Raw genomic sequence first — 26116 nt, 5'->3', positions numbered from 1 at the left:
CTGGGGGCGTCAAGCCATTCGCCAGCACCGAAATTCCGGTCTAGAATAGGAAATCGGCTTCGTGTATGGAGCCGCCACCCCATTTAGGGGCTGGAAATGGCGGGCAAGGTGTTCGCCGGAAAGAGCGTTGGTTGCAGCGATGACGAAATGGTCGCCGAATTCGTGGAGAGCAAAGCCGATCAAACAGGTTCCCGCTTATCCGGACCTTGCCGCGCTGAAGAACACGGAAGCCCAACTCGCCACCTTTCCGCCGCTGGTCTTCGCCGGCGAGGCGCGCAAGCTGAAGAAGCAGCTGGCGACTGTTGCCGCCGGGGAAGCCTTCCTGCTCCAGGGCGGCGACTGCGCCGAGAGTTTTGCCGAACATGGCGCGGACAACATCCGCGACTTCTTCCGCGTCTTCCTGCAGATGTCGGTCGTGCTGACCTTCGCCGGTGCGCAGCCAGTGGTGAAGGTTGGCCGCGTCGCCGGCCAGTTCGCCAAGCCGCGCTCGTCCGACAACGAGACCAAGGGCGAGGTGACGCTGCCGAGCTATCGCGGCGACATCATCAATGGCATCGAATTCGACGCGAAATCACGCATTCCCGATCCCGCCCGCCAGGAAATGGCTTATCGTCAGTCGGCGGCGACGCTCAATCTTCTGCGTGCCTTCGCGCAGGGCGGCTATGCCAACCTGGAGAATGTGCATCGCTGGATGCTCGGCTTCGTCTCCGACAGCCCGCAGGGCGAGAAATACGAATCGCTAGCCAACCGCATCACCGAGACCATGGATTTCATGCGCGCCGTCGGCATTACGTCGGAAACCAATTTCGCGCTGCGCGAAACCGACTTCTACACCAGCCACGAGGCGCTGCTGCTCGGCTACGAGGAGGCGCTGACCCGTGTGGATTCGACCTCCGGCGACTGGTACGCCACGTCGGGCCATATGATCTGGATCGGCGACCGCACGCGCCAACCCGATCACGCGCACGTCGAATATTGCCGCGGCATCAAGAACCCGCTTGGCCTGAAATGCGGTCCGTCGCTGACGCCGGACGGCCTGCTGGAACTGATCGATCTGTTGAACCCCGAGAATGAGCCGGGGCGATTGACGCTGATCGCCCGCTTCGGTTCCGACAAGGTTGCCGACCATCTGCCGAAGCTGGTGCGCGCGGTGCAGAAGGAAGGCCGCAGCGTGGTCTGGTCGTCGGACCCGATGCACGGCAACACGATCGAAGCGGCCGGCTACAAGACGCGGCCCTTCGACCGCATCCTGAAGGAGGTGCAGACCTTCTTCGAGGTGCACCGCGCCGAAGGCACTCATCCAGGCGGCATCCATGTCGAGATGACCGGCAAGAACGTCACCGAATGCACCGGCGGCGCGCGCGCCATCACGGCCGAGGAGTTGCAGGACCGCTACCACACCCATTGCGATCCGCGCCTCAATGCCGACCAGGCAATCGAACTGGCGTTCCTGGTCTCGGACCTGTTGAAGAAGAGCCATCCGGTGCAGCACAAGCAGGTCGCGAACGGCTGAGCCGGGCCAATTGGATCGATAAAGCAAAGGCGCCTGGGAAACCCGGCGCCTTTTCCGTTTTCATCTTTTGCCTCCGGTGCAACCGCAAAAACTTCAGTCTTGCTTGTAGAGCAGCCAGCTCTTGCCGGCGCGCCCTGCCATGGCCGAATGCCTGGTAACGCGGTTGCGGCCACTGACTTTCGAGCGATAGAGCGCCCGATCCGCCTTGGTGTAGAGGTCCTCGGGGCCTTCGGCCTCGGACGCCATGCAGATACCCATCGATACCGTCACCGTGCCGTAATTCATGCCGGTCTGGCTGCTGGTGAACGGCGTCTGCTCGATCAGGGCGCGAATGCGTTCCGCGATCTCGTAGGTTGCGTCCTCGCTGGCGCCCTCGATGATCAGCGCGAACTCTTCGCCGCCGGTGCGGGCGACGAACATGTCGCCGCGAATGCTGGTCTGGAAAATCTCGGCGATGATCTGGATGATCTTGTCGCCGACAGGATGGCCGTAGCGATCGTTGATGTCCTTGAACCGATCGATGTCGACGAGGATCAGGGCATTGAACAGGATACCCTTGTTGCTGTTGTAGATCTTGGTGATTTCCTTGTCGAAGGCGCGGCGGTTCCAGATCTTGGTCAACGGATCCGTGTCGGCCAGCCGCTTGTATTCCTCGAGCTTCGACTTGACGCTTTCGAGTTCCGCCGTCTTGTCGCTGAGCGTCGAGGCGATCTGCCGGCCGTGATCGATCGTCGAATTGGTCGCGATGGTCATTGCGTTGGCGATCTTTTGCAGAAGGTCCTGGGAGAGAAGGCTGCGGTTTCCCAGGCCGCTTGATGTCTCATCGAGGATCCTGCCGTATTTTTCGATGTGGCTGCGCTCGCTGCGCAGGAGCGACGCGACCTCCTCGAGTTCTCGGGCGATGACGTCTCTGGCATGCTCGACGATGCCGGGACCATGGTTGTGGGCGAAGAAGGTGCGCCCGATCTGGTCGAGTTCGTCCTGCGTCGGCCGGTTGCTCAACGACACGACGGCGAGGCTGAGCTCGCGATTGGTGCCGCTCAAGGCCTCATAGAAAATCTCGTAGTTGCGTGGCAGGCCGAGTACGCCAAGCTGGCGCATGGTCGCGACAACGGTGGTTGCGATATCGGTGCTTCGTTCGGTCGAGGCTGCTGCCGGCTGCATGTCTAATTCACTCTTCCCCTCGGATCCCGACGCAGAATTCCCGGGTCCATTGATCGCCGACCTGGGGAGCGCTACCCAATGCTCCAGAACATCTGGCGAAGAGGCGCGGCCCCATCCGCACCCTTCGCTTGTGAGATCATAGTTGCGCCGGCGCTAAAGCTTCCTTAATTCGCACGACTTCCACAGGTTTTCTCCAGCTGTGACTGTACGCGCGTAAAGTTTTGCGCCGCCATCCCTGAATAGCAGCCTGTTTGACGTTTTGAATTTGAACTGCTGCAAATGAAACTGAATTTCGAATTCGTCACGCCAATCGATGTCGTATTTGCTTGCGCGTAACCACCGCGAAGCTGGAATCTTGATGCCGGACGAAGTTTCTTCGAGGAGTGCCGAAATGAGCGACAACCACCAGGGATCATGTCTGTGCGGAGCGGTCCGCTTCCGGACAAGTGGGACGTTGCGTGGCGTTGTCTACTGCCATTGTTCGCAATGCCGCAAACAGAGCGGGCATTTCTATGCCGCGACCAATGTTGCCGACCCCGACATCGTGATCGACGGTACGGAAAGCATCACCTGGTACGAGGCTTCTTCCTTTGCCAAGCGCGGCTTTTGCAAGACATGCGGCTCGCTGCTGTTCTGGAAGCCACGGGACGACGCTTACATCTCCGTCCTGGCGGGATCGTTCGACACGCCGACAGCGCTCAAGGGCGAATGCCATATCTTCGTCGGCGACAAAGGCGACTACTATTCGATCGACGACGGGCTGCCTCAGTTTGAAAAGTCGACGCCATCCATACCGGTCGCTGAATGAAATTTGGACGGTCAGCCTTATTCCATTGATCGGGGCATTGCTTTATCTCGGGCCGGTGATTCCGAGAGGGGCCCTGGCATGCAGCGATTGATCGATGCTTTTATCAATTCGGTGCGGGCATTTCGCAAGCTTGCGGTCAGCGAGAAGGCTTTCCAGCAGGAATTGATGCTGCTGGTGCTGGCCTTGCCCGCTGGATGGTTCGTTTCAGTGTCGTGGCGCGGTTACGCGCTGCTGATCGGCGCGGTGCTCCTCTTGATCATGGTCGAAGTGCTGAACACCGGCATCGAAGCGGCGTGCGACGCAATTTCTCGTGAATTCCACATCGACATCCAGCTCGCCAAGGATTGCGGTTCGCTGGCGGTGCTGATTTCGGTAGTCATCGCTGGCGGCGTTTGGGGCATCGCTCTCATCGAGCGCATAACGGGGGTCCCGATCTGAGACTTTGATCCCTATATGACAGTCACCAAAGGAGACCGTCATGGCAGAGCTCACGAACACCTCGCTTCTCGAACGCTTGGGCCTGCCGGAAGACCTGCGCTGGCTGGCCGAAAAGTATCCGCGCGAGAACTGGCAGGGTCACGCCAATATTCACGGTTTGGCCAATATGTGGCTGCAGCGGCACGACATGTTCCGCGAGCTCGGCGGCATGCTCACCGGCGGCATTGGCAACTATCGCGAGGGCGCACTGACGGCACCCGATTTCGCGCGCTGGTTCGCACCGCGCCTCAACCATTTTCTCGGGCATCTCGACGGCCATCACAATGTCGAGGATTACCAGTATTTCCCGGCTTTCACCAAGGCGGAGCCCCGTCTGAAACGTGGCTTCGACATCCTCGATGCCGATCACCACACGATCCACGAAGGACTGGAGCGCAACGCCGAGGCAGCGAATGCCTTCATCCGTACACTTCAGGAGAGTGAGGACAAGCAGCGCTTCGCCGCCGATGCTTATGCCGACGAAAACAGCCGATTGATCGCGATGCTGACCCGGCATCTCGCCGATGAGGAGGATCTGATCATCCCGCTCATTCTCGATCGGGGTGATCAGGGGCTCGGCATCGACTAGCCCGGTCAAAACTCCTTGGCGCGCTCCCGCTTGGCGATGTGGCGGGCGACAAGCCATGCAAGCACGGCCACGGCAAGGCCGATGCCAAGCCCGACGAACAACCGCTCGTGGCGCATCAGCGCCTGGCCAACCAATTCTTCGGCCCCCAACCCGAAGACATAACCGATCGTGCTGAACAGCACCGCCCAGATCACCGATGAGATGGCGTTGAGGATAACGAAGCGCGGCGCCGCTATGGTCGATAGGCCGGCCGCCACGCCGCCGACCAGGCGCATGCCGTAGACGTATCGGTTTGACAGCACGAAGATGTTGGGATGAGTGTTGAGCAGGCGGTAGGCGCGGCGAAAGCCGGGCCGCCGGCGCAGCCTGACGACGTGGCGATTGTCGGCGAAACTCCTGCCGAGGGTGAAGAAGAAGGTGTCGCCGGCGAAGGCACCCAGCGCTGCCGCGACAAAGGCATGCCACAGTACGAAAACATGCTGGTGAGCGAAGAAGCCACCCAGGACTGCGGCACTTTCGCCTTCGGCCACGCAGCCGAGAAAAACCGCCAGCAACCCGTATTGTTCGATGAAATGGTGGATCGCGTCGGTCATGAAGCCGACTGCTGTGACAGTCTTTCGTCGATTCGCTTGACCATTTCCGCCAGCCGCACGATCTCGTCGCGCAGGCCGATGATTTCGCTGTGGCGCAGTTCGTCCAGTTTCTCATGCAGCGCCATGATCTCGATCTCGGCCTTCAGATTGACCTCGTAGTCGTGGGCGGCATCGATGCGGTCGCGCTCGGTCTGGCGGTTCTGCGCCATCATGATCACCGGCGCCTGCAGGGCGGCGACCATCGACAGCACCAGGTTGAGGAAGATGAAGGGGTAGGGGTCGAACGCATCGCGCGACAACAGCCAGACATTGCCTGATGTCCACACGATCAGGAAGGCGACGAAGGTCAGGATGAACGACCAAGAGCCACCGATGCGGGCTATCGTATCGGCAAGGCGGTCGCCAAAGGTCTGGTGGAAGGCCACGGCCTTGTTGGTGTCCCTGGTGATGGTGGTACGCTCGATGGTGCTTTGCAGCACCCGGCTCTCCAGCTGGCTCAGCCCGTCCGACTTTCGCCTCAGCCAGCGGTTCGCCAGATCGTCGATCGTCCTGTTCATGGTCGTCTCCAAGCGCTTTGCTGCGCTAGAGGTAGAGGCTGCCGGCCCGGGCGGGAAGTGCTAGATTGAGGCGAAACGAGGGGACCGATGGCCGACTTCAAGAAAATTCGTGCTCGCGCGGCAAATCGCAAGGGCGGTGAGGCGGAACTGACCTCCCTGTTGGGACCGATGCCCGACAATGCGGTGGTGGCCGACATCACCGATGACCGTATCCTCTCGACGATGGCCGAGCGCGTCTTCGCAGCCGGCTTCGTCTGGCGGGTCATCGAGCAGAAATGGCCTGGATTCGAAGAGGCGTTCCTGCGCTTCGAGCCCAAGCGGCTGTTGTTCCAGCCTGACGATTTCTGGTACGACCTGGCTTCGGATCAACGCATCGTGCGCAATCCGCAGAAGATCAAATCCGTTCGCGACAACGCCGCTTTCGTTGAACGCGTGTCCAGGGAACATGGCGGCTTCGGCAATTTTCTCGCCGAATGGCCCGCCGACGACCAGATCGGGCTGATGGCCTATCTGGGCAAGCATGGCAGCCGGCTCGGCGGCAACACCGGCCAGTATTTCCTGCGCTGGCTGGGCTGGGATGCTTTCGTCATTTCGGCCGACATGGCCGCCGCACTTCGCGACGCGGGCCTCGACATCGCCGAAAATCCGACATCGAAGAAAGACCTCGACAAAGTCCAGATCCAGATCAACCGATGGGCTGACGAGACAGGCCTGCCGCGCCGGCACATCTCGCGCATCCTGGCGATGTCGATCGGCGAAAACCACTCTCCGCAATCGTTGCGCGACTATATGGGCGACGATTGACGGTCTGAATTGGTCCAAACGAACGCCATTGCGAGGTGAATTCCGCCGCGCTAAGTCAGCAGCATGACCAAGAAGCTCAACATACTGCGTATCGCCATCGCCCAGCTCAACCCGACCGTCGGTGACGTCGCCGGCAACCTCGCCAAGGCACGCGAGGCGAGGGCGGATGCCGCCCGCCAGGGCGCCGATCTCGTGCTCTATACCGAGCTTTTCCTTGCTGGCTATCCGCCGGAGGATCTGGTGCTGAAGCCGGCCTTCCTCAGGGCATGCGAGCGCGCCGCCGAGGACTTTGCCGCCGATACCGCCGACGGCGGTCCGGGCGTCATCATCGGCACGCCGCTGAAGCGCAAGAGCGGCACGCATAATTCCATCGTCTTCGCCGATGGCGGCAAGATCATCGCCGAACGCTACAAGCTCGACCTGCCGAATTACGGCGAGTTCGACGAGAAGCGCGTCTTCCAGGCAGGGCCCGAGATCCAGGGACCGGTCAACTTCCGCGGCGTGCGCATAGGCATACCGATCTGCGAGGACATCTGGGGCGAGGTCGGCATCTGCGAGACGCTGGCCGAAAGCGGCGCGGAAATCCTGCTGGTGCCGAACGGTTCGCCCTACTATCGCGCCAAGATCGACGTTCGCCACCAGGTCGTTATCAAGCAGGTCATCGAATGCGGATTGCCGATGATCTATGCCAACCAGCTCGGCGGCCAGGACGAGCTGATCTTCGACGGCGCCTCCTTCGCCATCGGGGCCGACAAGACGCTCGCCTTCCAGATGAGCCAGTTCGAGGACGCGGTCGACGTCACCATCTGGAAACGTACGGACAACGGCTGGGTCTGTTCGCAAGGACCGATGTCGAAAATCCCCGAACGGGAAGAGGCCGACTACCGCGCCTGCATGCTCGGCCTGCGCGACTACGTCAACAAGAACGGCTTCAAGAACGTGGTGCTCGGCCTGTCCGGCGGCATCGATTCGGCGATCTGTGCCGCCCTTGCGGTCGATGCGCTCGGCGAGGAGCGGCTGCGTGCCGTCATGATGCCTTATCGCTACACCTCGAAGGACTCGCTTAGGGATGCCGAGGACTGCGCCCGTGCGCTCGGCTGCCGCTATGACATCGTGCCGATCTTCGAGCCGGTCGAAGGATTTTTGCACACGCTGACACAGTTGTTCGAAGGCACCAAGGAAGGCATCACCGAGGAGAATTTGCAGAGCCGTGCGCGCGGCACCATCCTGATGGCGATCTCCAACAAATTCGGCTCCATGGTGGTGACCACGGGCAACAAGAGCGAGATGTCGGTCGGCTACGCCACGCTCTATGGCGACATGAACGGCGGCTTCAATCCGATCAAGGACCTTTACAAGATGCAGGTCTATGCGCTGTCGCGCTGGCGCAACAGTCATGTGCCGCCGGGCGCGCTCGGACCTTCGGGCGAGGTGATCCCGAAGAACATCATCGACAAGGCGCCGTCGGCCGAATTGCGCGAGAACCAGACAGACCAGGATTCGCTGCCGCCCTATCCGGTGCTGGACGATATTTTGGAATGCCTGGTCGAGAACGAAATGGGCGTCGACGACATTGTCGCGCGTGGCCACGACCGGGCGACGGTGACGCGCATCGAACATCTGCTCTACATCGCCGAATATAAGCGCCGGCAGGCGGCACCGGGTGTGAAGATCACCAGGAAGAATTTTGGCCGCGACCGCCGCTATCCCATCACCAACCGTTTCAGGGATCGTGGATAGGCGCCTTTTCGCTTGCTGAGCGAGAGTGCGCGATGCTGCGGGCGAGAGTGCAGGCATGGCGACTGTCGCGGATCGATTTCCGAGCGACCTCCGAGCTGTTGATGGCCTGCCGGGTGAAAACCATGCGGCGACGATAGGGACAGGTCCGACTGTTGCAAAATCGCCTCATCGGCTGGACCAGAAGTGCTTTTGGCCATGGCTTGCCTTGGCGAACGATCGAAGCGTCCGTATAACGGCGTCTCCGCGATTCCCTTCAGGGAGGACCGAATGCCCGGATTTGACATCGTTATGCGAGGCCGCGAGGCCTAGGTCTGCGCCGGTGTTCCGAAGTATCGGAACCACACCGGACGCAGAAAAGGCATTTGCCGCTGCCGATCGCCGCCCAAGGGCAGGCGACCAACCATAGCCGAACCTCCGCATTCAAGGGCAATTCGCTCCGGGCGGTCTTCCAATTTTCGACCTTACTGGGATCGGGCTCGTTTGCGCCCGAATGACATCATGGCTCGTTTCAAGATCGATTTGCGCGCCAGCGCCTTTCGCAGCGTTCTTGGGTTCACGCTCATACATTGGCGGCGTCAGCCTTGGCGGCTCTCGCTGATCATGGGCGGTTTCCTGCTGTCGACGCTGGCCGACGTGCTGACACCGCTCTATTCCGGCCGGCTGGTCGACGCCGTCGCCAGCAGCGCCGGCGCGGACGCCATTGCCTGGAATGCAGCGATGACGGCATTCTTGATTCTGATGGCGCTGGCGCTCACCGGGGTCGTGCTGCGCAACCTTGCCTTCATGGGTATCGTTGAGTTGACACTCAAGATGATGGCCGACATCGCGGCCGACGCCTTCCATCGCGTTCAGCGCTTTTCGACCGACTGGCATGCCAACAGTTTTGCCGGCTCGATCGTGCGCAAGGTGACGCGCGGCATGTGGGCGCTCGACCTGCTGAACGACACCATCCTGATCGCGCTGCTGCCGTCCGTTGTCATGCTCGCCGGCTCGACGCTGCTGCTCGGCTGGTTCTGGCCGCTGATGGGCGTGGTCGTCGCAGCCGGCTCGGTGCTGTTCATCATGGTGACGGCGATGCTGTCGCTCGGCTATGTCGCGCCGGCGGCAAGGCTCGCCAACACCTGGGACACGCGTCTCGGTGGTTCGCTGGCCGACGCGGTGAGCTGCAACGCCGTGGTCAAGGGCTTTGGCGCCGAGGAGCGCGAGGAGCGCCGCCTCGCCAGGGTGGTTGCCAAATGGCGCGCCCGCACAAGGCGCACCTGGGTGCGCGGCACCATCAACGGCACCACGCAAGGGGCGCTGCTGCTGGTCATGCGCGCCGCGGTGATCGGCCTAGCGCTGATGCTGTGGTCGTGGGGGCAGGCGAGCGCCGGCGATGTCGCCTTTGTGCTGACCTCGTTCTTCGTGCTGCAAGGCTATTTGCGCGATATCGGCACGCATATTCGCAATTTGCAGCGTTCGATCAACGACATGGAGGAACTGGTCGATTTCCAGTCGGAACCGCTCGGTATCGAAGATCGGCCCGGCGCCGGACCGATTGCCATCACGCAGGGTCACATTGCCTTCGACAACGTCGCCTTCCACTACGGCAATCACCGGTCGCCGCTCTACCGCGACTTTTCGGTCGACATCGCGCCAGGCGAACGTGTCGGACTCGTCGGTCACTCGGGTTCGGGCAAGACGACATTCGTCAAGCTCATCCAGCGGCTCTATGACGTTAGCGCGGGAAAGATCGTGATCGATGGCCAGGATATCTCACAAGTCGCCCAGGCGTCGCTGCGCGGCCAGATCGCCATCGTCCAGCAGGAACCGATCCTGTTCCATCGTTCGCTGGCCGAAAACATCGCCTATAGCAGGCCAAGCGCCAGCCAGGAGGAGATCGAGCATGCCGCCAGGCTGGCGAGCGCGCACGACTTCATCGCCAACCTGCCGAAGGGCTATGGCACGCTGGTCGGCGAGCGTGGCGTGAAACTGTCGGGCGGCGAGCGCCAGCGCGTGGCGATCGCCCGCGCTTTCCTGGCCGATGCGCGCATCCTGATCCTGGACGAAGCGACGTCGAGCCTCGATTCGGAATCCGAGGTGCTGATCCAGCAGGCGATGGAACGGCTTATGATCGGCCGCACGACGCTGGTCATCGCGCATCGGCTTTCGACGGTGAGGGCACTCGACAGGCTGCTGGTCTTCGATCGCGGCAAGATCGTCGAGGAAGGCTCGCATGACGAGTTGATCCGCCTGAAGGGCGGCATCTACCGCCGCCTGTTCGAGCGCCAGGCGCTGGAGCTGACCAAGGGCCTCGTCGATTGACCTGAGATGGCCTCCGGCTTTGGCCGGAGGCCATCCGGAGTGCCTATCACTTGGCGTATGCTGGCTGAGCGAACCCGCCAGTGAAGCCCTTTTCCAGACATCGATTTGCGACGTCTGTTTACGTTACCGACCGAAATTCGTTTCTCTACTTTTGGTTGTTGTATACCAAAGAAGCAATCTAAGCGGTCTCACAATGCGTCTTGATTCCGAAACTACCGGTGTGGAAAAGGTGGCTGCGCCTTCGGTGCTGGAATCTCAGCACGGCTCGGTTCGGCCGCTTGCCGCCGAAGATCTCGAGCGTGTCGCCGCACTCTTCCTGACGAAGTTTCGCCGGCGTCGGCGTCACCTCCCCGATCGCGCGATCGCGGAAACGGCGGAGTATATGGGAAAGATCTATCTTGACCCTGCCGGCCAGTCCGGTGAGAGCAACGCTCTTGTCCAGATCAACCCGCAGGGCGATCTAGGTGGGTTCCTTGGCGTCCTGAAAGCCCGTTACGAGCTCAACGGAGCGGCATTGAATGCGGCGATCATCGGTCCGTTCATGGCCGACCCTGGCGCCGATCACGGCTCGGCCGGACCGCAATTGCTGCGTGCCTAGCATCAAGGTGAATTCGATCTGCAGCTGACCGATTCGGCCAACCGGGTATCTCTGGCCTTCGCTCGTCCGATGAAATACCAACTCCTGCCGGTCCATTGTCTGGCATGGACCTATGTTTTCCGGCCGGCCGCGATGGCCGCCGCCGCATTGCACCGCAAATGGCCCCGCCTGCCTCGCCTGGCACTCGATCCCTGCGCGAGAGCATTCGACGTTCTCGCGAAACGAAGGTTCGAACCGCCCGTCCAGCATTCATCGTCGCAACGGGTCCATGCCGAGCCGATCAATGCCGCGCAATTTGCCGAGCGGCTGCCGACCCTCCTGTCCGATCATGCCCTTCGCCCGAGTTGGAAGGATGGCGAACTGCCCCGGCTGCTCGCACTGGCGGCCGAGAAGCGGGCCGACGGCCCACTTCATTTCGGCGGGACTTACGACGCGACGGGCAAAATGCTCGGTTGCTACGCCTTCTACGGTCAAGCCGGCGACATGGCGATCCAGTTGCAAATCCAGGCTTCCGGACACCACTGGGGCGCGACGCTGGAAGGCCTTGTCGCGGCTGCGCGGGATATGGGCTGCGTGGGCATCACCGGACAGACCCAGAGCAGGTTCATGCCTCACCTCTTCGGCTACAAGAATCTCTTCTTCCGTTATGCCGGGGGGACGATGGTCCGCTCGCGAATCCCCGAGGTCACGGAAGCGGTCCGCTCCGGCGACATCGCTATCGGCGGGTTGATGGGCGACCGCTGGACCCGCCTCAGTTCCGACGACTTCGGCCGCTGATCGTCTTCAACGACCTCTTCGTCGACTCCGCCGGTTGGCTGCACCCTCTCATGGCGGCGCCGCCGGACGGGCCGCAGCCCACGCGCCGCCTGAGGCTGTGCCCGGCCCGGTCTTTTCATTCCAGCCGCCATGTTCTATGTCTGCGGCACGGCGCGGGGGCGCATCTTGTCAATCACAAAGGCATCCGGTACGCCCCGCTCATGAAAGTTACCGTTCGTTTCGCCCCGTCACCAACCGGCCGCATCCATATCGGCAATGCGCGCACCGCTCTGTTCAACTGGCTGTTTGCCCTCAACAACAAGGGCCGCTTCATCCAGCGCTTCGACGACACCGACATAGCCCGCTCGAAGCAGGAATTCGCCGACGCCATCCTCTACGACTTGCATTGGCTGGGCATCTTCCCGGATGTCACCGATTATCAGTCGCGGCGCTTCGAAGTCTATGACGCTGCGGTTGAGCGGCTGAAGGCGGCGGGTGTTCTCTACGCCTGCTACGAAACGCCGGAAGAACTCGACCTCAGGCGCAAGGTGCGCCGCACGCGGGGCCTGCCGCCGGTCTATGGCCGCGAGGCATTGGCGCTGACGACAGAGCAGGTGGCCGAATATCAGGCCGACGGCCGCCGGCCCCATTGGCGTTTCCTGCTGCCCAATTTCTCCAGCGATCCGCGGCAGCCGGAGCGCACCGAGATCCACTGGGACGATCTGGTGCGTGGCGAGGAGACGGTGGATCTGGCTTCGCTGTCCGATCCGGTGCTGGTGCGTGAGGACGGCACCTATCTCTACACGCTGCCCTCCGTTGTCGACGACATCGAGATGGGCGTCAGCCACGTCATCCGCGGCGACGATCATGTCACGAACACCGGCGTGCAGATCGCCCTGTTCAAGGCGCTGGGTGCCGAGCCGCCGGTCTTCGGCCACCACAATCTCCTGACCACCGTCTCGGGCGAGGGGCTGTCGAAGCGCACCGGCGCACTTTCCATCGAGAGCCTGCGCGAAGACGGCATCGAGCCGATGGCCGTCGCTTCGCTGGCCGTGCTGGTCGGCACGTCGGAGAATGTCGCGGCCGCGCATGACCTGGCCGAACTTGCCGGCCATTTCGATCCGGCCGCGACCTCGAAATCGTCATCCAAGTTCGATCCGGCCGAACTGTTCGTGCTCAACCGGGTGCTGCTGCAGCGTATGCCGTTCGACGAGGCGCGGGACCGGCTGATGGTGCTGGGTATTTCAGGCGAACACGCCGAACCGTTCTGGCTGGCGGTGCGCGGCAATATCGACCGGTTGGCCGATGCGGTTGCCTGGTGGCGTGTCCTGCGCGAAGGGCCGCAGGAGAAGCCCGAGTTTTCCGATGACGACCGCGATTTTCTGCATCAGGCACTCGATCTCCTGCCTGAAGAACCGTGGAACGGGACGGTCTGGAAGGATTGGACCGGCAAGATCAGGGAAGCGACCGGCCGCAAGGGCAAGGCGCTGTTTATGCCGCTCAGGCTTGCCCTTACTGGGCTGCCGTCGGGGCCGGAGCTTGCAGATCTATTGCCGCTGATGGGTCGGGAAGGAACGATGGCCCGACGACCCTGACCTTGCGCTGTTCCGGAGGCAGGGCCGAAACCGGCGATGCCACCGGCTTCGCCGAAAGGCGCTTGATGGCTTCACGGTCGAGTCCGCCGTCTCTATTGGCCAGGGTCTCGGGGTCGGCACCCGGATCAGGCTTCGAGGCCGGAATAGTCGGCGCCGCATCCCGTTCGGGCTGTGATTGTTGCTGACTTGGCGGGTTGCCGCCAATGATCTGGAAATTCTGCGCGGCATTGCAGCCGCAAGCGGGCGGCCGCGACATGTTGGGCTGTTTGTAGAGATAGGCGGTTGGCAATTCGCCATAGGGCCTGCCAGTGACCGATGACGTCATCGATGCCGAATCGTCGTCCATGCCGCGCGAATAGAAAACCTGCATCTCGGTGCCGGGGCAAGCCGATTCGCAATTCTTCTGGTCGCGCTCGAAATCGCCGGCCGAGGCGGCGTTCGACATGGGGAAGAAATAGCCATCGCAGGTGCGGACGCAACTGGTGTGGAATTCGCCGCCGCTGCTCGCAACGTCCGGAATGCCGGGCTGGTTGAGGACGCGGCTGACGTCGCGTTCCTCGCCGGAATCGTCAGGCTGGTCCAACGTATCGATCTGCCGGTTGCCGCCGCCGAAAAGCTGATCGAAGAGGTTGGCATTAGCCCCCTCTTCACGATTGGCTTCCTGCGGAAGCGCGCGGCGGGGTGCCACCGCATCGTCACGGCAGTCATTGGCGTCGAGCGCCGCCAGGATACGGCCCCGGTCGCGGCGTGAACCGCCGCCGCCGGCGAGTTGGGCACGCTTGGCCTGCAGACTGTCGAGATTGGCGTTCATGCGCTCGATGGTGGCGTTCAGCCCAGCACACTGGTTGATGTTGCGCGAAAACAGCGAGAACCCACACCCGGCACTGTTCGCCTGGCCGCGAGCCTTCGAGATCTGTTCGCGCTGCCTTTCGATCGCGGCGTCGTATTTCCGGACCAGTGCCGGGCCGCCGCCACCGCCGCGTGAGGCCGCGGCGAGGTCGGCCTCCAGCTGACGGCAGACCCGTGAAGCGGCCTGCGGCTCGCCGACCGCTGCGCCGGACAGCAGAAGACCAAGCAGCACGGCAGCATGCGCCTGCTTCAAACCTCCGCTTGCCATCCGCCTCGATCCCGCTTGCCTCTGGTCGCCAAGGCTAACCCGTTCGCGTTTAATCGTCCATTTCGGAAGTCAGTCCAGATTGGCGATCGCCTGCGCCTTGTGCGCGGCTTCGACCACCGCCAGCGCCGTCATGTTAACGACGCCGCGCGAGGTCACCGAGGGCGTCAATATGTGCGCCGGCTTGTCGGTGCCGAGAAGGATGGGGCCGACATGCAGGGCATCCATCATGGCCCGCAGCGCCGTCAGCGTGATGTTGGCCGAATCGAGGTTCGGGAACACCAGGAGATTGGCTTCGCCCTTCAGACGCGAATGCGGATAGACGCGCTGGCGCAGATGCTCCGACAAAGCGGAATCGGCATGCATTTCGCCGTCGCACTGCAGCTCCGGCGCGATGCGCGCCAGAATGGCCGCTGCCTGACGCATCTTCAGCGCGCTCGGCGAATCACGCGAGCCGAAATCCGAATGCGACAGCAGTGCCGCCTTCGGCTCGATGCCGAAACGCTGGATTTCTTCCGCCGCCAGCACGGTCATCTCGGCGATTTCGTCGGCCGTGGGGTCGACGGAGACGTGAGTGTCGGTGAGGAAGATGATGCCGCGCTGCGAGATCAGCATGGAAAGGGTCGACAGGTCCCGGTCCTTGATGCCGGTGCGCGGCCCAATGATCAGCGTCACGTTGCGCAGATGCCGCTCGAAACGGCCTTCGAGGCCACAGACCATGGCGTCGGCATCGCCGCGCTTCAGCGCCAACGCCGCGATCACCGTGTTGTCGGTGCGCACCATGGTACGCGCGGCCTCTGTCGTCACGCCGCGGCGGCCGGCGAGTTCGATCAGGAGGTCAACATAGTGGCGGTAGCGCGGATCGTCCTCCGGGTTGATCAGGCCGAAATCGATACCGGGCTTGATGCGCAGGCCATAACGCTTCAGCCTGACCTCGATGACGTGCGGGCGGCCGATCAGGATCGGCTCGGCGATACCTTCCTCGAGCACAACCTGGGCGGCACGCAGGACACGCTCGTCCTCGCCGTCGGCGTAGATGACGCGTTTGGCGCTCGAGGACTTGGCGGAGGAGAACACCGGCTTCATCACCAGACCGGAGCGGAAGACAAAGCGATTGAGCTTGTCGATATAGGCGGCGAAGTCCGTGATCGGCCGTGTCGCCACACCGGTGTCGCAGGCTGCCTTGGCGACGGCCGGCGCGATGCGCAGGATGAGGCGCGGGTCGAAGGGCGAGGGGATCAGGAATTCGGGTCCGAAGATCGGCGTTTCGCCCGAATAGGCGCGCGCGGCGACATCGGAAGGTTCTTCGCGGGCAAGGGCGGCGATCGCCCGGACCGCCGCCATCTTCATCTCCTCATTGATGGCGCTGGCGCCGCAGTCGAGGGCTCCCCTGAAGATATAGGGGAAGCAAAGCACGTTATTGACCTGATTGGGAAAATCGGACCGGCCCGTGCAGATCATGGCGTCCGGACGCGCCGCGCGCGCCACTTCCGGCATGATCTCCGGATTGGGATTGGCAAGCGCCAGGATCAACGGCTTCGGCGCCATGTGTTGCAGCAGCTCCGGCTTCAGCACACCGGCGGCCGAGAGGCCGAGAAAGACATCGGCGCCCGCTATGACGTCGGCGAGCGTGCGCGCCTCTGTGTCTTTTACATAAGGGTCTTTCCAGCGGTCCATCTCGTCGACACGACCCTTGTAGGCGACGCCGAAACGGTCGGTGACCCAGATGTTCTCGACGCGCACGCCGAGCGAAACGAGCAGATTGAGGCAGGCAAGGGCGGCAGCACCTGCGCCGGAAGTGACGATCTTGATGTCCGAAATCGTCTTGCCGGCGAATTCCAGCCCATTGAGCACGGCGGCGGCGACGATGATGGCGGTGCCGTGCTGGTCGTCATGGAACACCGGTATGCTCATGCGAGCTTTCAGGCGTTCTTCGACTTCAAAACATTCCGGCGCCTTGATGTCCTCGAGGTTGATGCCACCAAAAGTCGGTTCCAGCGCGGCGACGGTTTCGACCATGCGCTCGATTTCCGGCGCGTCGATCTCGATGTCGAAGACGTCGATGCCGGCGAACTTCTTGAACAGGACCGCCTTGCCCTCCATCACCGGCTTGGAGGCCAGCGGCCCGATATTGCCGAGGCCGAGCACGGCCGAGCCGTTCGACACGACGCCGACCAGGTTGGCGCGCGCCGTGTAGTCGGCGGCAGTCGCCGGATCGTCGCGAATCTCCAGGCAAGGGGCGGCGACGCCGGGCGAATAAGCGAGCGCCAGGTCGCGCTGGTTGCCGAGTGGCTTGGTGGCCTGGATCTCGAGCTTTCCCGGCGTCGGGTGCTTATGGAAGTAGAGGGCGGCTTCGTCGAGGTCCGAACGTGCCGTTTTCTTGTTCTCGCCTTCCATGCGGCCGCTCCTCCAAACCTGCTTCGAGAGTCCTTTTAGCATGAGGCCAAGATTTTTCGCGACGCTAATTGACGCGCCGGCAGCTTTAAATGCCGGCGCGTAAAAATACAATGTTTCTCAGTTGGTTACCGTGGTTTCATGCGAAATCAGTTTGCCCTGCTTCGCGGGTCAAAAGGCGCTGACGTAGAGACCGCCGTCGACGGGTATGTTCTGCCCGGTCAGATAGCCGGCGTGGACAGAGCACAGGAAGGCGCAGATCTGGCCGAATTCCTCCGGAGTGCCGAGCCGCTTGGCCGGTACGTCGGCACTGATGCGGGTCTTGCGCGCCGCGGCCGCCTTGGGATCCTCTGGCGTGCCGGCCTCATGCGGGCCGCGCAGCCGGTCGGTATCGAGCTTGCCCGGCAGCAGGCTGTTGATAGTCACGTTGCGCTCGATCACCGTGCGCGCCACGCCGGCGAGGAACGACGTCAGGCCGGCGCGCGCACCAGATGACAGGTCAAGGCCGGGGATGGGGACATAGACCGACAGCGAGGTGATGTTGACGATGCGCCCGAAGCCGCGCGCCGCCATGCCGTCTATGACCGCCTGCACCAGTTCGATCGGGGTCACCATGTTCTGGGTAACGCCTTCGAGGATCTTTCCACGATCGAGCTCGCGGAAATCGCGAAGCGGCGGTCCGCCATTGTTGTTGACGAGGATGTCGGGTTCCGGACAGGCGGCGAGCAACGCTTTCTGTACCTCCGGCTTCGAAACGTCGCCGACGACCTCCGTCACCGTCACACCATGGCGCTGGCGCAGCTCCGCGGCGGTTTTGGCGACCAGCTCCGCATTGCGCCCATTGACGACGATGTCGCAGCCTGCCTCGGCCAGCGCCATGGCGCAGCCACGACCAAGCCCCTTGCTCGAAGCGCAGACGATGGCCTTCTTTCCGCGGATACCGAGATCCATGATGATTTTCTCCTTGATTTGCCCGGCAGGCTAGCGCCAGCGCTGGACCAATCGCAACCGTCATACGGTTGTTGCATGAATCGGGGCATAGGCTGCTCGAAAGCAAGGGTGAATCCGCGATGCCAGGCCAAGAGCCCCGCACTTTCCGCAGCATGTTCATTTCCGACGTCCATCTGGGGTCGAAGGCGGCGAAGGCTGATTTCCTGATCGACTTCCTTCGCTACCACGATGCCGACATCATCTATCTGGTCGGCGATATCGTCGACGGCTGGCGCCTGAGGCGCAGCTGGCACTGGCCGCAAAGCCACAATGACGTCGTGCAGAAACTGCTGCGCAAGGCGCGCAAGGGCGCCTCGATCACCTATATCGCCGGCAATCACGACGAATTCGCCCGCCAGTTCCAGGGCGTGCATTTCGGCGGCATCGTCGTTGCCGACCGCGCCATCCACGAAACCGCCGATGGCCGGCGGCTGCTGGTCATCCATGGCGACCAGTTCGATACCGTCGTCCACAACCAGCGTTGGCTCGCCTATCTCGGCGACCATGCCTATGACGCCGCCATGCAGGTCAACCGGTTGATCACGCGGTTGCGCCAACTGCTCGGCCTGCCTTACTGGTCGTTTTCGTCCTGGGCCAAGGTCAAGGTCAAGAAGGCCGTGAACTTCATCGGCTCTTTCCAGACGGTGCTCAGCGAGGAAGCGCGACGCTCGCATGTCGACGGCGTCATCTGCGGGCACATCCACCATGCCGCCATCGAAAGCTATGGCGACGTGCAGTATATCAACACCGGTGACTGGGTGGAGAGTTGCACCGCCGTGGTCGAGCATTTCGACGGCCGCATAGAAATCCTGACCTGGGCGCATATCCTGCCTGAAGCGCCTGACGAACCCTTCATCCCGATGCTCATCGAGGACAGGGTGGTGCAGGCCGCCTGAGGCGGAAGCCGGCCCTGCACTTTCTGGTGTTAATCGGCTGGTCCAGCCGGTTTCGCCCGGTTTTTCCTCATGTTAAGGATCGGTTCTCGCTGCTCGCCGGTCGTTGAGCGCAGCGTCATTGGATCGATTCATGCCGCTGCCGCCGCTTTCGCCCGAACAACTCGTGAAGCCGAGCCGTTTTGAGCTGCGCATGAGCCTGATCTTCGGCACGCTGTTCATATCGCTTGGCACCCATTTGCCCTATTTCCCGCTTTGGTTGCAGGCCAAGGGATTTCACGCCGAGCAGATCGCCGTCATCCTGGCGGCGCCGATGTTCCTGCGCGTCGTCACGACGCCGCTGCTGACGACACTTGCCGATCGAGCCAGGGACCGCGCCGACGTCTATGTCGTACTGGTCGCGGCCTCGCTGCTGCTCTCCGCGGGGTACTTCCTGACACCGACCTACGCGACGGTGCTGGCGGTGTCGTTGTTGCTGACCATTGTCTGGACACCGCATTCGCCGATCGCCGATTCGCTCGCGCTTTCGGGCGTGCGCCGCTTCGGTTCCAATTATGCGAGCATGCGTAAATGGGGGTCGGTCTGCTATCTCCTGGCCAATGTCGCGGGCGGCTTCATTCTGGCTGCCAGAGGCCCTCAAGCCGTTCCGGTGATCATATTCCTTGCCCTTGGCGCGGAACTCGTCGCAGGCCTGCTGGCGCCGCGCATGGGCCGGCCGCGCAAAGCCTCGCCGCTGTCGGCGGCGGAAATCCAGCACGCGGCGCCGGGGCTATTTAATGCTTATTTCCTCTATTTCACGCTTGGCGTCGGCATCATCACCGCCAGCCATGCCTTCCTTTACGGCTTCGTCTCGATCTACTGGAAATCGATCGGCATCAGCGATTCCGTCGTCGGCCTGCTGTGGGCTTGGGGCGTGGTCTCCGAAGTCTGTATGTTTTTGTTGTTCAATCGCATTTTCGCCTCCATATCCGTCGTCCGGGTAATGCTCATTGCCGGCATCGGTTCGATCGTGCGTTGGTTCGCCTTTCCGCTGGTGTGGCCGCTCGGCCTTGGCGTCGGCGGGTTCTTCGCCGTGCAGTCGCTGCATTCGGTGTCTGTCGCGATGGTGCTGATCGGCCTGCAGAAGATGATCGCCGAAACCGTGTCCGAAGAGCGCACGGGTGCCGCGCAAGGCATCGCCTATTTCTTCAACGGTTTCTTCATGGCCGCCGTCACGCTTGCGTCCGGTCCGCTCTATGACCGTCTGGGCGTCGACGGGTTCCTTGCGATGATCCCGATCGCGATCATTGGCCTCGTGCTGATCGGGCTTGCCGCGCGCTCAGCCCCACAGCGCCCGGTCCGGTGGTGAGACGAGCGATCCCTGGTAAACGAGGCCCGGCACACGGTCCCGGGCAAGCAGCAGCGGCCCGTCGAGGTCGACGAAGTCGGCTCCTTGCGCGAGCAGCACAGCCGGCGCCATTGCCAGCGACGTGCCGACCATGCAGCCGACCATGACGCCAAAGCCCAGTTCACGGGCGCGGTCGCGCAAGGTGAGCGCCGCCGTCAGCCCGCCGGACTTGTCGAGCTTGATATTGACGGCGTCGTAGAGACCGACAAGCGCTTCGAGATTCCTTGCTTCATGAACGCTTTCGTCGGCGCAGACCGGCACCGGATGCGCGATGTGGCGCAGGATGCCGTCCCGGCCCGCCGGCAGCGGCTGTTCGATCAGGGCGATGTCCTGTTCGGCGGCAAAGGCGAAGTTCGCGACAATGTTGTCGTCGGTCCAACCTTCATTGGCATCGAGGATCAGTCGGCTCTCGGGTGCTGCCTGTCTCACCGCCCGGATGCGGGCGATGTCGTTGTCGCCGCCGATCTTGACCTTGAGCAGCGGCCTGCCGGCATTGGCGCGAGCCTGCGCCGCCATCGCTTCCGGTTCGCCGAGCGACAGCGTGTAGGCGGTTTCGAGCTGATGCAACGGGGCCGGCCAGATTGCGTTCGCCACCGGATTGCCGCTGATCTTGGCTTCAAGGTCCCAAAGGGCACAGTCTATGGCGTTACGCCCCGCCCCAGCAGGCATTGCGTCGAGCAGGGCGGTGCGGTCCATCCCGCTGACAATCCGGTCGCGCATCGCCTCGATAGCATCGCGAACACCCTCCATGGTCTCGCCATAGCGCGTATAAGGAACACATTCGCCGCGCCCGCTATGACCGCCCTGGCTGATCGTGCAGGTGATGACCTCGGCTTCGGTTTTGGAGCCGCGCGAAATGGTGAAGGTTCCGGCGATCGGAAACCGCTCGGCCTCGACCGAAATGACACGCGCCATATTTTTCTGCTCCGGCTATGCGAGAAGGGTTGTCGGCAAATCGACAAGGTCGGACCCATCAGGCTAAACAGGACGCCATGTTGACCATAGGCAAGCGCGACGCAAGCGGCACGACCGCCTCGGGGGGTGACCACGACCCGCGCGTGGTGGTCGGCGAGGAAGATGGCGTTCTCGGCTGCGCATTCTCCGGAATCTGGACGACACGGACCGTGGCGCTGATCGACGCCGACATGCGCAAAATCGAGAAACGAAGCGGTTTCAAGACTTTGGCGCTTGATCTTTCAAAAATTGAGAAGATCGATACCGCCGGCGCCTGGCTGATTGACCGGCTGGTCAGCGCCTTCGAGAAGAAGAACGTCGAGGTCCGGCTGCAAGGCCAAAGCGAGATCGCCTCCATCCTGCTCGACGCGGTCGGCGAAGCTGTCCGGCGCGAACCCGAATCCGGACCGGCGCGGCCGCCCAACATTGTCATTCGGGCACTGGAGGCGGTTGGCCGGCGCGTCTACGAGATGCGCGACGATTTCCTCGCTTCGATGAATATATTGGGCGCCACCATCCGCGGCGCGCAGATGAAGCTCGGCCGCGGCCATGCCGTCAACCCGGCGGCGATTTTCAACCAGATCGATCGCATGGGGGTCGGCGCAATCCCCGTGGTGGTGCTGATGTCGGCGATCGTCGGTGCCATCGTTGCCCAGCAGGGCGCTTATCAGCTCAGCTATTTCGGCGCCGATATCTTCGTCGTCGATCTCGTGGGCGTGCTGATCCTGCGCGAACTCGGCGTGCTGATGACGGCAATCATGATCGCCGGCCGCTCCGGCAGCGCGATCACCGCCGAAATCGGCTCGATGAAGATGCGCGAGGAGGTCGACGCGTTGAAGGTCATCGGCCTCAATCCGATCGGCGTCCTGGTCTTTCCGCGCCTTGTAGCGCTGGTGATCGCCTTGCCCTGCCTGACGATCATCGCCAATTTCGCCGCACTCGGCGGCGGCATTGTCGCTGCCTGGCTTTACTCCGATATCCCACCTGCTGCCTTCATCGACCGGTTGCGTGTCGCAATCGATCTCAGCACGATTTTCGCCGGGCTGATCAAGGCGCCGTTCATGGCCATGATCATCGGCACGATCGCCTCCGTCGAGGGCATGAAGGTCGGCGGCAGTGCCGAATCGCTCGGCCAGCACGTGACCGCTTCGGTGGTGAAGTCGATTTTCGTCGTCATCATCCTCGACGGGCTTTTCGCCATGTTCTACGCAGCGATCGAGTTCTGACAAGATGGCGAAGGGCAACGGGATAGAGGTGAAGGGCGAGGACGACAGTGAAATCGTCCTCTCGGTGCACGACGTCACCGTTGCCATTGACGACAAGCTGATCCTCGACAAGCTGTCGCTCGACATCACGCGCGGCGAGATACTGGGGTTCGTCGGAGCCTCGGGCGCCGGCAAGTCCGTGCTGTTGCGCACCATTCTCGGGCTGATGCCCAAGCAGTCGGGAACAATCAAACTGTTCGGCGTCGATGTCGACAAGGCAAGCGATATCGAGCGGCTGCGCATCGACATGCGTCTTGGCGTGCTGTTCCAGCATGGTGCGCTGTTTTCGGCGCTGACCGTGATGGAGAACGTGCAGGTGCCGATGCGCGAATATCTCGACCTGCCCAGGAAGCTGATGGACGAGCTGGCGCTGCTGAAGATCGAGCTGGTCGGCCTGCCGCCGGACGCGGCGCAGAAATTTCCCTCCGAGCTCTCCGGCGGCATGATCAAGCGTGCCGCGCTTGCCAGGGCGCTGGCGCTTGATCCGGACATCGTCTTTCTCGACGAGCCGACGTCGGGCCTCGATCCGATCAGCGCGGCCGAGTTCGACGAGCTCGTCGTCAAGCTGCGCGACACCATGGACCTGACGGTATACATGGTGACCCACGACCTCGACACGCTGTTTACCGCTTGCGACCACGTGGCGGTGCTCGGCAAGAAAAAGGTGCTGGTCGAAGGCAGTATCGACGACATGCTGAAGAGCGAGGAACCGTGGGTGAAATCCTATTTCCGCGGAAAACGCGCCCGGCAACTTGATCTTGCCGCACGTGCATAGCCATAAGTGAAGCAATGGAAACCAGAGCCAACTACGTCATTGTCGGCATTTTCACGCTGGTTGCGATCCTGGCGGCTTTCGGCTTCGTCTATTGGACGGCCGCGATCGGCGACAGGGGCGAGACGACGCTGCTGCGGGTGCGCATTCCGGGCTCGGCTTCCGGTCTCGGCCGCGGCAGCTTCGTGCTGTTCAACGGCGTCAAGGTTGGCGACGTCAAGCGCGTCTATATCGACGTCGACAATCCAACTGTCGCCATCGCCGACACCGAGATCGACCGGATGACGCCGATCACCAAGTCGACGCAGGCCGATATCGGCCTCGCCGGCCTCACCGGGCAGGCCAATATCGAGCTCAAGGGCGCCGACCCCAAGGAAGTGAAGCTGCTCGACCAGGCCGAAAAGGAAGGCAAGGTCGCCGAGATCGTCGCCAACCCTTCGGCCGTGACCAATCTGCTGCAGACGGCGCAGAACATCTTCACCCGCGCCGACAAGGTGCTGACGGAGCTGGAAGGCTTCACAAAGGATGTCCGCGGGCCGCTGACGCAGACCGTGCACAATGTGCAGACATTTTCCGATGCACTGGCCAGGAATTCCGAGGGCATCGACAAATTCCTGTCCGCCGTCAGCGCGCTGTTCGACGAGCTGAAAGGCGTTTCAGGAAAGCTCGACGGCACGCTGAAGGCGGCGGAAGGCCTGCTCAATGCCGTCGATAAGGACAAGATCAAAAGCATCGTTTCCAACGTCGATACGGTGACAGGCAACCTCAAGGAAACTTCGCGGCAGCTCGACGGCGTGATCAAGAACGTCGATACGGCGGTGGGATCGGTCAACGACTTCGCCAAGCAGACGCAAGGCACGTTGGCCAAGGTCGATGGCGTGCTCGACGGCATCGACCCGGCACAGGTGCGCGAAGCGCTGGCCAACATCCGGAAGGCCAGCGACAGCGCCAACAAGGCGGCGGCCGACATCGCGGAGGTGACCGGCAAGATCGCCAATCGGGCCGACGACATCGACCAGACAATCAAGGACGCCAGGCACCTGGCGCAACGGCTTAACGACGCCTCGGTGCGGGTCGACGGTATCCTCGCCAAGGTCGACAAGCTGCTCGGCTCGGGCCAGGCCGACGGCGTGATGGCCGACGCAAGGGCTACGCTGAAATCCTTCAAGCAGGTCGCCGACACGCTGAATGCCCGCCTTGGGGTCATTACCGACAATCTGGCGCGCTTCTCCGGCCAGGGGCTGCAGAATGTCGAGGCGCTGGTGCAGGACAGCCGCCGCTCGATCAACCGCATCGAGGAGGCGGTGACGGATCTCAGCCGCAATCCGCAGCGCATCCTTTCGGGTGGCGAAGGCGAGGTTCGGCAATTCGACGGCAGGGCGCGGCGTTGACTTCGGCGCCGGCCCGCAGCAAGAACATAGCTCGTGAATGCGGGTTGATCTTACGATCCGGGGACAACGGGGATCACGCGTGACGTTGAGTAGGCTTGGAACGGGCGGGTTGAAATCAGCCGCGGCGCTGCTTGTCCTGACGGTTGCCGGTTGTGCGGTGCTGGGCGGCAAGCCGGCACCGCTCGACACGTTCGAACTGTCGGCGCCAATGGTCGACGCGCATGGCCATAGCCGCCGGCAGATTCTGATCGCTCAGCCCTCGGCGCTGAAGGCGCTGGACAGCCAGAACATCGTCATCAAACCCTCCGACCGCTCGATCCAATATCTGAAGGGCGCGCAGTGGGCTGACCGCCTGCCGCTGGTCGTGCAGGCGCGGTTGGCCGAGACGTTCCAGCGCTCGGGCAGCTTTGCCGGGGTGGGGAAACCGGGCGAGGGGCTGGCGATCGACTATCAGGTGATCGTCGAGGTTCGGTCCTTCGAGGTGCGCGTCGATGGCGGCGAACATGCCGAGGTCGACCTGTTCGTGCGCTTGCTCAACGATCGCAACGGCGAAGTGAAGGCTTCCAAGAGCTTCACCGCATCCGCGCCCGTATCGGGCAGCGGCAACCCCGCTTATGTCGGCGCTCTCGATGCAGCCTTCGGCGATGCCGCCAAGCAGATCGTCCGCTGGACCGATTCGGTGATCTGAGCGCCAGGCGCGCAGGGATTCAACCAAACTCTTTCAGGCTACAGACGTTCGAAGGCGTCCGGCCGCAGCTTTCCAGTCTTCATCAGGTGCTGCAGGGTGTAGGTCACGGACAGCGCGTCGTCTAGCGCGTCGTGCCCCTGCAATGGCGGGTGTTCGACGCCGTGGTAATCCGCAAGCTTGTTGCTCGGCGTCCTTGCCAAATCCTCGATCGGCATGCCGGCCGCGATCAGCAGCTTGACGGCGTTATCGAACCGGGTGGCCGGGATGGAGGGCTTGATGCCCGCGACATAGCAACTGATGGCGATCATGTTCAGTTCGTCCTTGCCCCAAGACCAGAACCGAGCCCCATCTGAGAAACGATCGACGCCTGCAAGAGCATCTTCCAGCGAAACGCCCTCGGCCTCGATGATTTCTTCTGTGATGCCGGTCAGTCGGGTGAAGAACGGATCGAGCCCGTATCTCTCGCCAAATCGGTCGACTGGCCTGATATAGGCGCTGTGCGTGCCCAGCACGGGGAAGTCGCCTTCGAGGCCGAGCCTTGCCGCGCCGATCTGGGCGATGACCGGATCGGGGTCCTGGGCCGCGCACCAGAATCTGCGTTGCGAGCCCTCAAGGCAGAGAAACTCACAGTCGAAGATGATTGCCGTTTTCACAACTCAGGATCCGGTTCCGGAAAACGAGATAAAACCCGGATGCGTCCTAGGACGTAGTGACGATTTAACGGGTTGGGATTCCCAAGGAAGGGCAAATCAGATTCAACGCTGATTTTT

The 26116-nt window shown here is 62.4% G+C and carries 24 protein-coding genes; 16 read left to right on the top strand and 8 right to left on the bottom strand.

Annotated features, from left to right (window positions below):
* Positions 1-139 precede the first annotated feature (139 nt).
* Complete coding sequence (locus O7A60_RS29535) at positions 140-1513, top strand: class II 3-deoxy-7-phosphoheptulonate synthase (RefSeq protein ID WP_027146378.1); 1374 nt, start codon at positions 140-142, stop codon at positions 1511-1513.
* A gap of 93 nt (positions 1514-1606) precedes the next feature.
* Here the strand turns inward: O7A60_RS29535 and O7A60_RS29530 are convergent, their stop codons facing one another.
* Complete coding sequence (locus tag O7A60_RS29530; RefSeq protein ID WP_337109217.1) at positions 1607-2677, bottom strand: GGDEF domain-containing protein; 1071 nt, start codon at positions 2675-2677, stop codon at positions 1607-1609.
* Positions 2678-3068: 391 nt separating this feature from the next.
* Here O7A60_RS29530 and O7A60_RS29525 point away from each other — a divergent pair, with 391 nt between their 5' ends.
* From O7A60_RS29525 to O7A60_RS29515, 3 genes are all read left to right on the top strand, one after another.
* Positions 3069-3485 carry a GFA family protein gene (locus O7A60_RS29525; protein ID WP_337109216.1) on the top strand — a complete coding sequence of 139 codons (417 nt, stop codon included), beginning with the start codon at positions 3069-3071 and terminating at the stop codon, positions 3483-3485.
* A 78-nt stretch (positions 3486-3563) separates the two neighbouring features.
* On the top strand, positions 3564-3923 hold the full coding sequence (locus tag O7A60_RS29520; RefSeq protein WP_015317648.1) for a diacylglycerol kinase: 360 nt from the start codon (positions 3564-3566) through the stop codon (positions 3921-3923).
* Positions 3924-3963: 40 nt separating this feature from the next.
* A complete protein-coding gene (locus O7A60_RS29515) occupies positions 3964-4551 on the top strand; it encodes a hemerythrin domain-containing protein (RefSeq protein ID WP_337109215.1) in 588 nt (195 codons plus the stop codon).
* 5 nt (positions 4552-4556) lie between these two features.
* Here the strand turns inward: O7A60_RS29515 and O7A60_RS29510 are convergent, their stop codons facing one another.
* The gene (locus O7A60_RS29510) at positions 4557-5144 is read right to left on the bottom strand and encodes a DedA family protein (RefSeq protein ID WP_337109214.1); all 588 of its coding nucleotides are present in this window, start codon (positions 5142-5144) and stop codon (positions 4557-4559) included.
* Entirely contained in the window at positions 5141-5701 is a 561-nt protein-coding gene (locus tag O7A60_RS29505; protein ID WP_337109213.1) for a DUF1003 domain-containing protein, read from the bottom strand. Before O7A60_RS29505 ends, O7A60_RS29510 begins: the two co-directional genes overlap by 4 nt.
* A gap of 87 nt (positions 5702-5788) precedes the next feature.
* Here O7A60_RS29505 and O7A60_RS29500 point away from each other — a divergent pair, with 87 nt between their 5' ends.
* From O7A60_RS29500 to O7A60_RS29475, 6 genes are all read left to right on the top strand, one after another.
* Complete coding sequence (locus O7A60_RS29500; RefSeq protein WP_337109212.1) at positions 5789-6505, top strand: DNA-3-methyladenine glycosylase I; 717 nt, start codon at positions 5789-5791, stop codon at positions 6503-6505.
* A 63-nt stretch (positions 6506-6568) separates the two neighbouring features.
* A complete protein-coding gene (locus O7A60_RS29495) occupies positions 6569-8245 on the top strand; it encodes an NAD+ synthase (protein WP_337109211.1) in 1677 nt (558 codons plus the stop codon).
* Positions 8246-8743: 498 nt separating this feature from the next.
* Complete coding sequence (locus O7A60_RS29490) at positions 8744-10549, top strand: ABC transporter ATP-binding protein (protein ID WP_337109210.1); 1806 nt, start codon at positions 8744-8746, stop codon at positions 10547-10549.
* A gap of 229 nt (positions 10550-10778) precedes the next feature.
* Positions 10779-11147 (top strand): hypothetical protein, encoded by a 369-nt coding sequence (locus O7A60_RS29485; protein ID WP_337109209.1) that lies wholly within the window; start codon positions 10779-10781, stop codon positions 11145-11147.
* 69 nt (positions 11148-11216) lie between these two features.
* On the top strand, positions 11217-11924 hold the full coding sequence (locus O7A60_RS29480; RefSeq protein WP_337109208.1) for a hypothetical protein: 708 nt from the start codon (positions 11217-11219) through the stop codon (positions 11922-11924).
* 200 nt (positions 11925-12124) lie between these two features.
* A complete protein-coding gene (locus O7A60_RS29475) occupies positions 12125-13498 on the top strand; it encodes a glutamate--tRNA ligase (RefSeq protein ID WP_337109207.1) in 1374 nt (457 codons plus the stop codon).
* Here O7A60_RS29475 and O7A60_RS29470 read toward each other — a convergent pair.
* The 3 genes from O7A60_RS29470 to O7A60_RS29460 form a co-directional block, all read right to left on the bottom strand.
* Entirely contained in the window at positions 13416-14615 is a 1200-nt protein-coding gene (locus O7A60_RS29470) for a DUF2865 domain-containing protein (protein ID WP_337109206.1), read from the bottom strand. The two genes, O7A60_RS29475 and O7A60_RS29470, sit on opposite strands and share 83 nt — an antisense overlap.
* A gap of 69 nt (positions 14616-14684) precedes the next feature.
* On the bottom strand, positions 14685-17009 hold the full coding sequence (locus O7A60_RS29465; protein WP_337109205.1) for an NADP-dependent malic enzyme: 2325 nt from the start codon (positions 17007-17009) through the stop codon (positions 14685-14687).
* A 168-nt stretch (positions 17010-17177) separates the two neighbouring features.
* Entirely contained in the window at positions 17178-17957 is a 780-nt protein-coding gene (locus O7A60_RS29460; protein WP_027146364.1) for an SDR family oxidoreductase, read from the bottom strand.
* A gap of 152 nt (positions 17958-18109) precedes the next feature.
* Between O7A60_RS29460 and O7A60_RS29455 the strand changes: the two genes are divergently transcribed.
* Together O7A60_RS29455 and O7A60_RS29450 are read left to right on the top strand one after the other, a co-directional pair.
* Positions 18110-18892: a UDP-2,3-diacylglucosamine diphosphatase gene (locus O7A60_RS29455; protein WP_337109223.1), complete on the top strand. Its 783-nt coding sequence runs from the start codon at positions 18110-18112 to the stop codon at positions 18890-18892.
* A 130-nt stretch (positions 18893-19022) separates the two neighbouring features.
* Positions 19023-20237 (top strand): MFS transporter, encoded by a 1215-nt coding sequence (locus tag O7A60_RS29450; protein WP_337109204.1) that lies wholly within the window; start codon positions 19023-19025, stop codon positions 20235-20237.
* Here the strand turns inward: O7A60_RS29450 and dgcA are convergent.
* Positions 20208-21191: an N-acetyl-D-Glu racemase DgcA gene (gene dgcA, locus O7A60_RS29445; RefSeq protein WP_337109203.1), complete on the bottom strand. Its 984-nt coding sequence runs from the start codon at positions 21189-21191 to the stop codon at positions 20208-20210. The two genes, O7A60_RS29450 and dgcA, sit on opposite strands and share 30 nt — an antisense overlap.
* A gap of 77 nt (positions 21192-21268) precedes the next feature.
* Between dgcA and O7A60_RS29440 the strand changes: the two genes are divergently transcribed.
* From O7A60_RS29440 to O7A60_RS29425, 4 genes are read left to right on the top strand one after another with little or no spacing between them, the layout of a single operon-like run.
* Complete coding sequence (locus O7A60_RS29440; RefSeq protein ID WP_337109202.1) at positions 21269-22456, top strand: ABC transporter permease; 1188 nt, start codon at positions 21269-21271, stop codon at positions 22454-22456.
* Between the two features lie 4 nt (positions 22457-22460).
* Positions 22461-23270 carry an ABC transporter ATP-binding protein gene (locus O7A60_RS29435; RefSeq protein WP_140503653.1) on the top strand — a complete coding sequence of 270 codons (810 nt, stop codon included), beginning with the start codon at positions 22461-22463 and terminating at the stop codon, positions 23268-23270.
* A 14-nt stretch (positions 23271-23284) separates the two neighbouring features.
* A complete protein-coding gene (locus O7A60_RS29430; RefSeq protein WP_337109201.1) occupies positions 23285-24658 on the top strand; it encodes an MlaD family protein in 1374 nt (457 codons plus the stop codon).
* A 37-nt stretch (positions 24659-24695) separates the two neighbouring features.
* Positions 24696-25346 (top strand): ABC-type transport auxiliary lipoprotein family protein, encoded by a 651-nt coding sequence (locus O7A60_RS29425; RefSeq protein ID WP_337109200.1) that lies wholly within the window; start codon positions 24696-24698, stop codon positions 25344-25346.
* Positions 25347-25384: 38 nt separating this feature from the next.
* Here the strand turns inward: O7A60_RS29425 and O7A60_RS29420 are convergent, their stop codons facing one another.
* Complete coding sequence (locus O7A60_RS29420) at positions 25385-25999, bottom strand: 3'-5' exonuclease (RefSeq protein WP_337109199.1); 615 nt, start codon at positions 25997-25999, stop codon at positions 25385-25387.
* Positions 26000-26116: the final 117 nt, after the last annotated feature.

Source organism: Mesorhizobium salmacidum (SeqCode) (assembly GCF_037179605.1).
In the GTDB taxonomy this organism is placed as follows: domain Bacteria; phylum Pseudomonadota; class Alphaproteobacteria; order Rhizobiales; family Rhizobiaceae; genus Mesorhizobium; species Mesorhizobium salmacidum.
Note: the sequence above shows the minus strand (reverse complement) of the source record. Positions and strands in the feature narration are given on the sequence as shown.

What these genes read in the sequence shown, in the direction of transcription:
- O7A60_RS29510 (WP_337109214.1), bottom strand. Translation starts at nt 5,144, where the DNA reads ATGACCGACGCGATCCACCATTTCATCGAACAATACGGGTTGCTGGCG.
- O7A60_RS29435 (WP_140503653.1), top strand. Translation starts at nt 22,461, where the DNA reads ATGGCGAAGGGCAACGGGATAGAGGTGAAGGGCGAGGACGACAGTGAA.
- O7A60_RS29425 (WP_337109200.1), top strand. Translation starts at nt 24,696, where the DNA reads ATGCGGGTTGATCTTACGATCCGGGGACAACGGGGATCACGCGTGACG.
- O7A60_RS29500 (WP_337109212.1), top strand. Translation starts at nt 5,789, where the DNA reads ATGGCCGACTTCAAGAAAATTCGTGCTCGCGCGGCAAATCGCAAGGGC.
- O7A60_RS29450 (WP_337109204.1), top strand. Translation starts at nt 19,023, where the DNA reads ATGCCGCTGCCGCCGCTTTCGCCCGAACAACTCGTGAAGCCGAGCCGT.
- O7A60_RS29455 (WP_337109223.1), top strand. Translation starts at nt 18,110, where the DNA reads ATGTTCATTTCCGACGTCCATCTGGGGTCGAAGGCGGCGAAGGCTGAT.
- O7A60_RS29515 (WP_337109215.1), top strand. Translation starts at nt 3,964, where the DNA reads ATGGCAGAGCTCACGAACACCTCGCTTCTCGAACGCTTGGGCCTGCCG.
- O7A60_RS29460 (WP_027146364.1), bottom strand. Translation starts at nt 17,957, where the DNA reads ATGGATCTCGGTATCCGCGGAAAGAAGGCCATCGTCTGCGCTTCGAGC.
- O7A60_RS29520 (WP_015317648.1), top strand. Translation starts at nt 3,564, where the DNA reads ATGCAGCGATTGATCGATGCTTTTATCAATTCGGTGCGGGCATTTCGC.
- O7A60_RS29535 (WP_027146378.1), top strand. Translation starts at nt 140, where the DNA reads ATGACGAAATGGTCGCCGAATTCGTGGAGAGCAAAGCCGATCAAACAG.
- O7A60_RS29505 (WP_337109213.1), bottom strand. Translation starts at nt 5,701, where the DNA reads ATGAACAGGACGATCGACGATCTGGCGAACCGCTGGCTGAGGCGAAAG.
- O7A60_RS29430 (WP_337109201.1), top strand. Translation starts at nt 23,285, where the DNA reads ATGGAAACCAGAGCCAACTACGTCATTGTCGGCATTTTCACGCTGGTT.
- O7A60_RS29490 (WP_337109210.1), top strand. Translation starts at nt 8,744, where the DNA reads ATGGCTCGTTTCAAGATCGATTTGCGCGCCAGCGCCTTTCGCAGCGTT.
- O7A60_RS29440 (WP_337109202.1), top strand. Translation starts at nt 21,269, where the DNA reads ATGTTGACCATAGGCAAGCGCGACGCAAGCGGCACGACCGCCTCGGGG.
- O7A60_RS29465 (WP_337109205.1), bottom strand. Translation starts at nt 17,009, where the DNA reads ATGGAAGGCGAGAACAAGAAAACGGCACGTTCGGACCTCGACGAAGCC.
- O7A60_RS29475 (WP_337109207.1), top strand. Translation starts at nt 12,125, where the DNA reads ATGAAAGTTACCGTTCGTTTCGCCCCGTCACCAACCGGCCGCATCCAT.
- O7A60_RS29470 (WP_337109206.1), bottom strand. Translation starts at nt 14,615, where the DNA reads ATGGCAAGCGGAGGTTTGAAGCAGGCGCATGCTGCCGTGCTGCTTGGT.
- O7A60_RS29530 (WP_337109217.1), bottom strand. Translation starts at nt 2,677, where the DNA reads ATGCAGCCGGCAGCAGCCTCGACCGAACGAAGCACCGATATCGCAACC.
- O7A60_RS29495 (WP_337109211.1), top strand. Translation starts at nt 6,569, where the DNA reads ATGACCAAGAAGCTCAACATACTGCGTATCGCCATCGCCCAGCTCAAC.
- dgcA (WP_337109203.1), bottom strand. Translation starts at nt 21,191, where the DNA reads ATGGCGCGTGTCATTTCGGTCGAGGCCGAGCGGTTTCCGATCGCCGGA.
- O7A60_RS29480 (WP_337109208.1), top strand. Translation starts at nt 11,217, where the DNA reads ATGAAATACCAACTCCTGCCGGTCCATTGTCTGGCATGGACCTATGTT.
- O7A60_RS29525 (WP_337109216.1), top strand. Translation starts at nt 3,069, where the DNA reads ATGAGCGACAACCACCAGGGATCATGTCTGTGCGGAGCGGTCCGCTTC.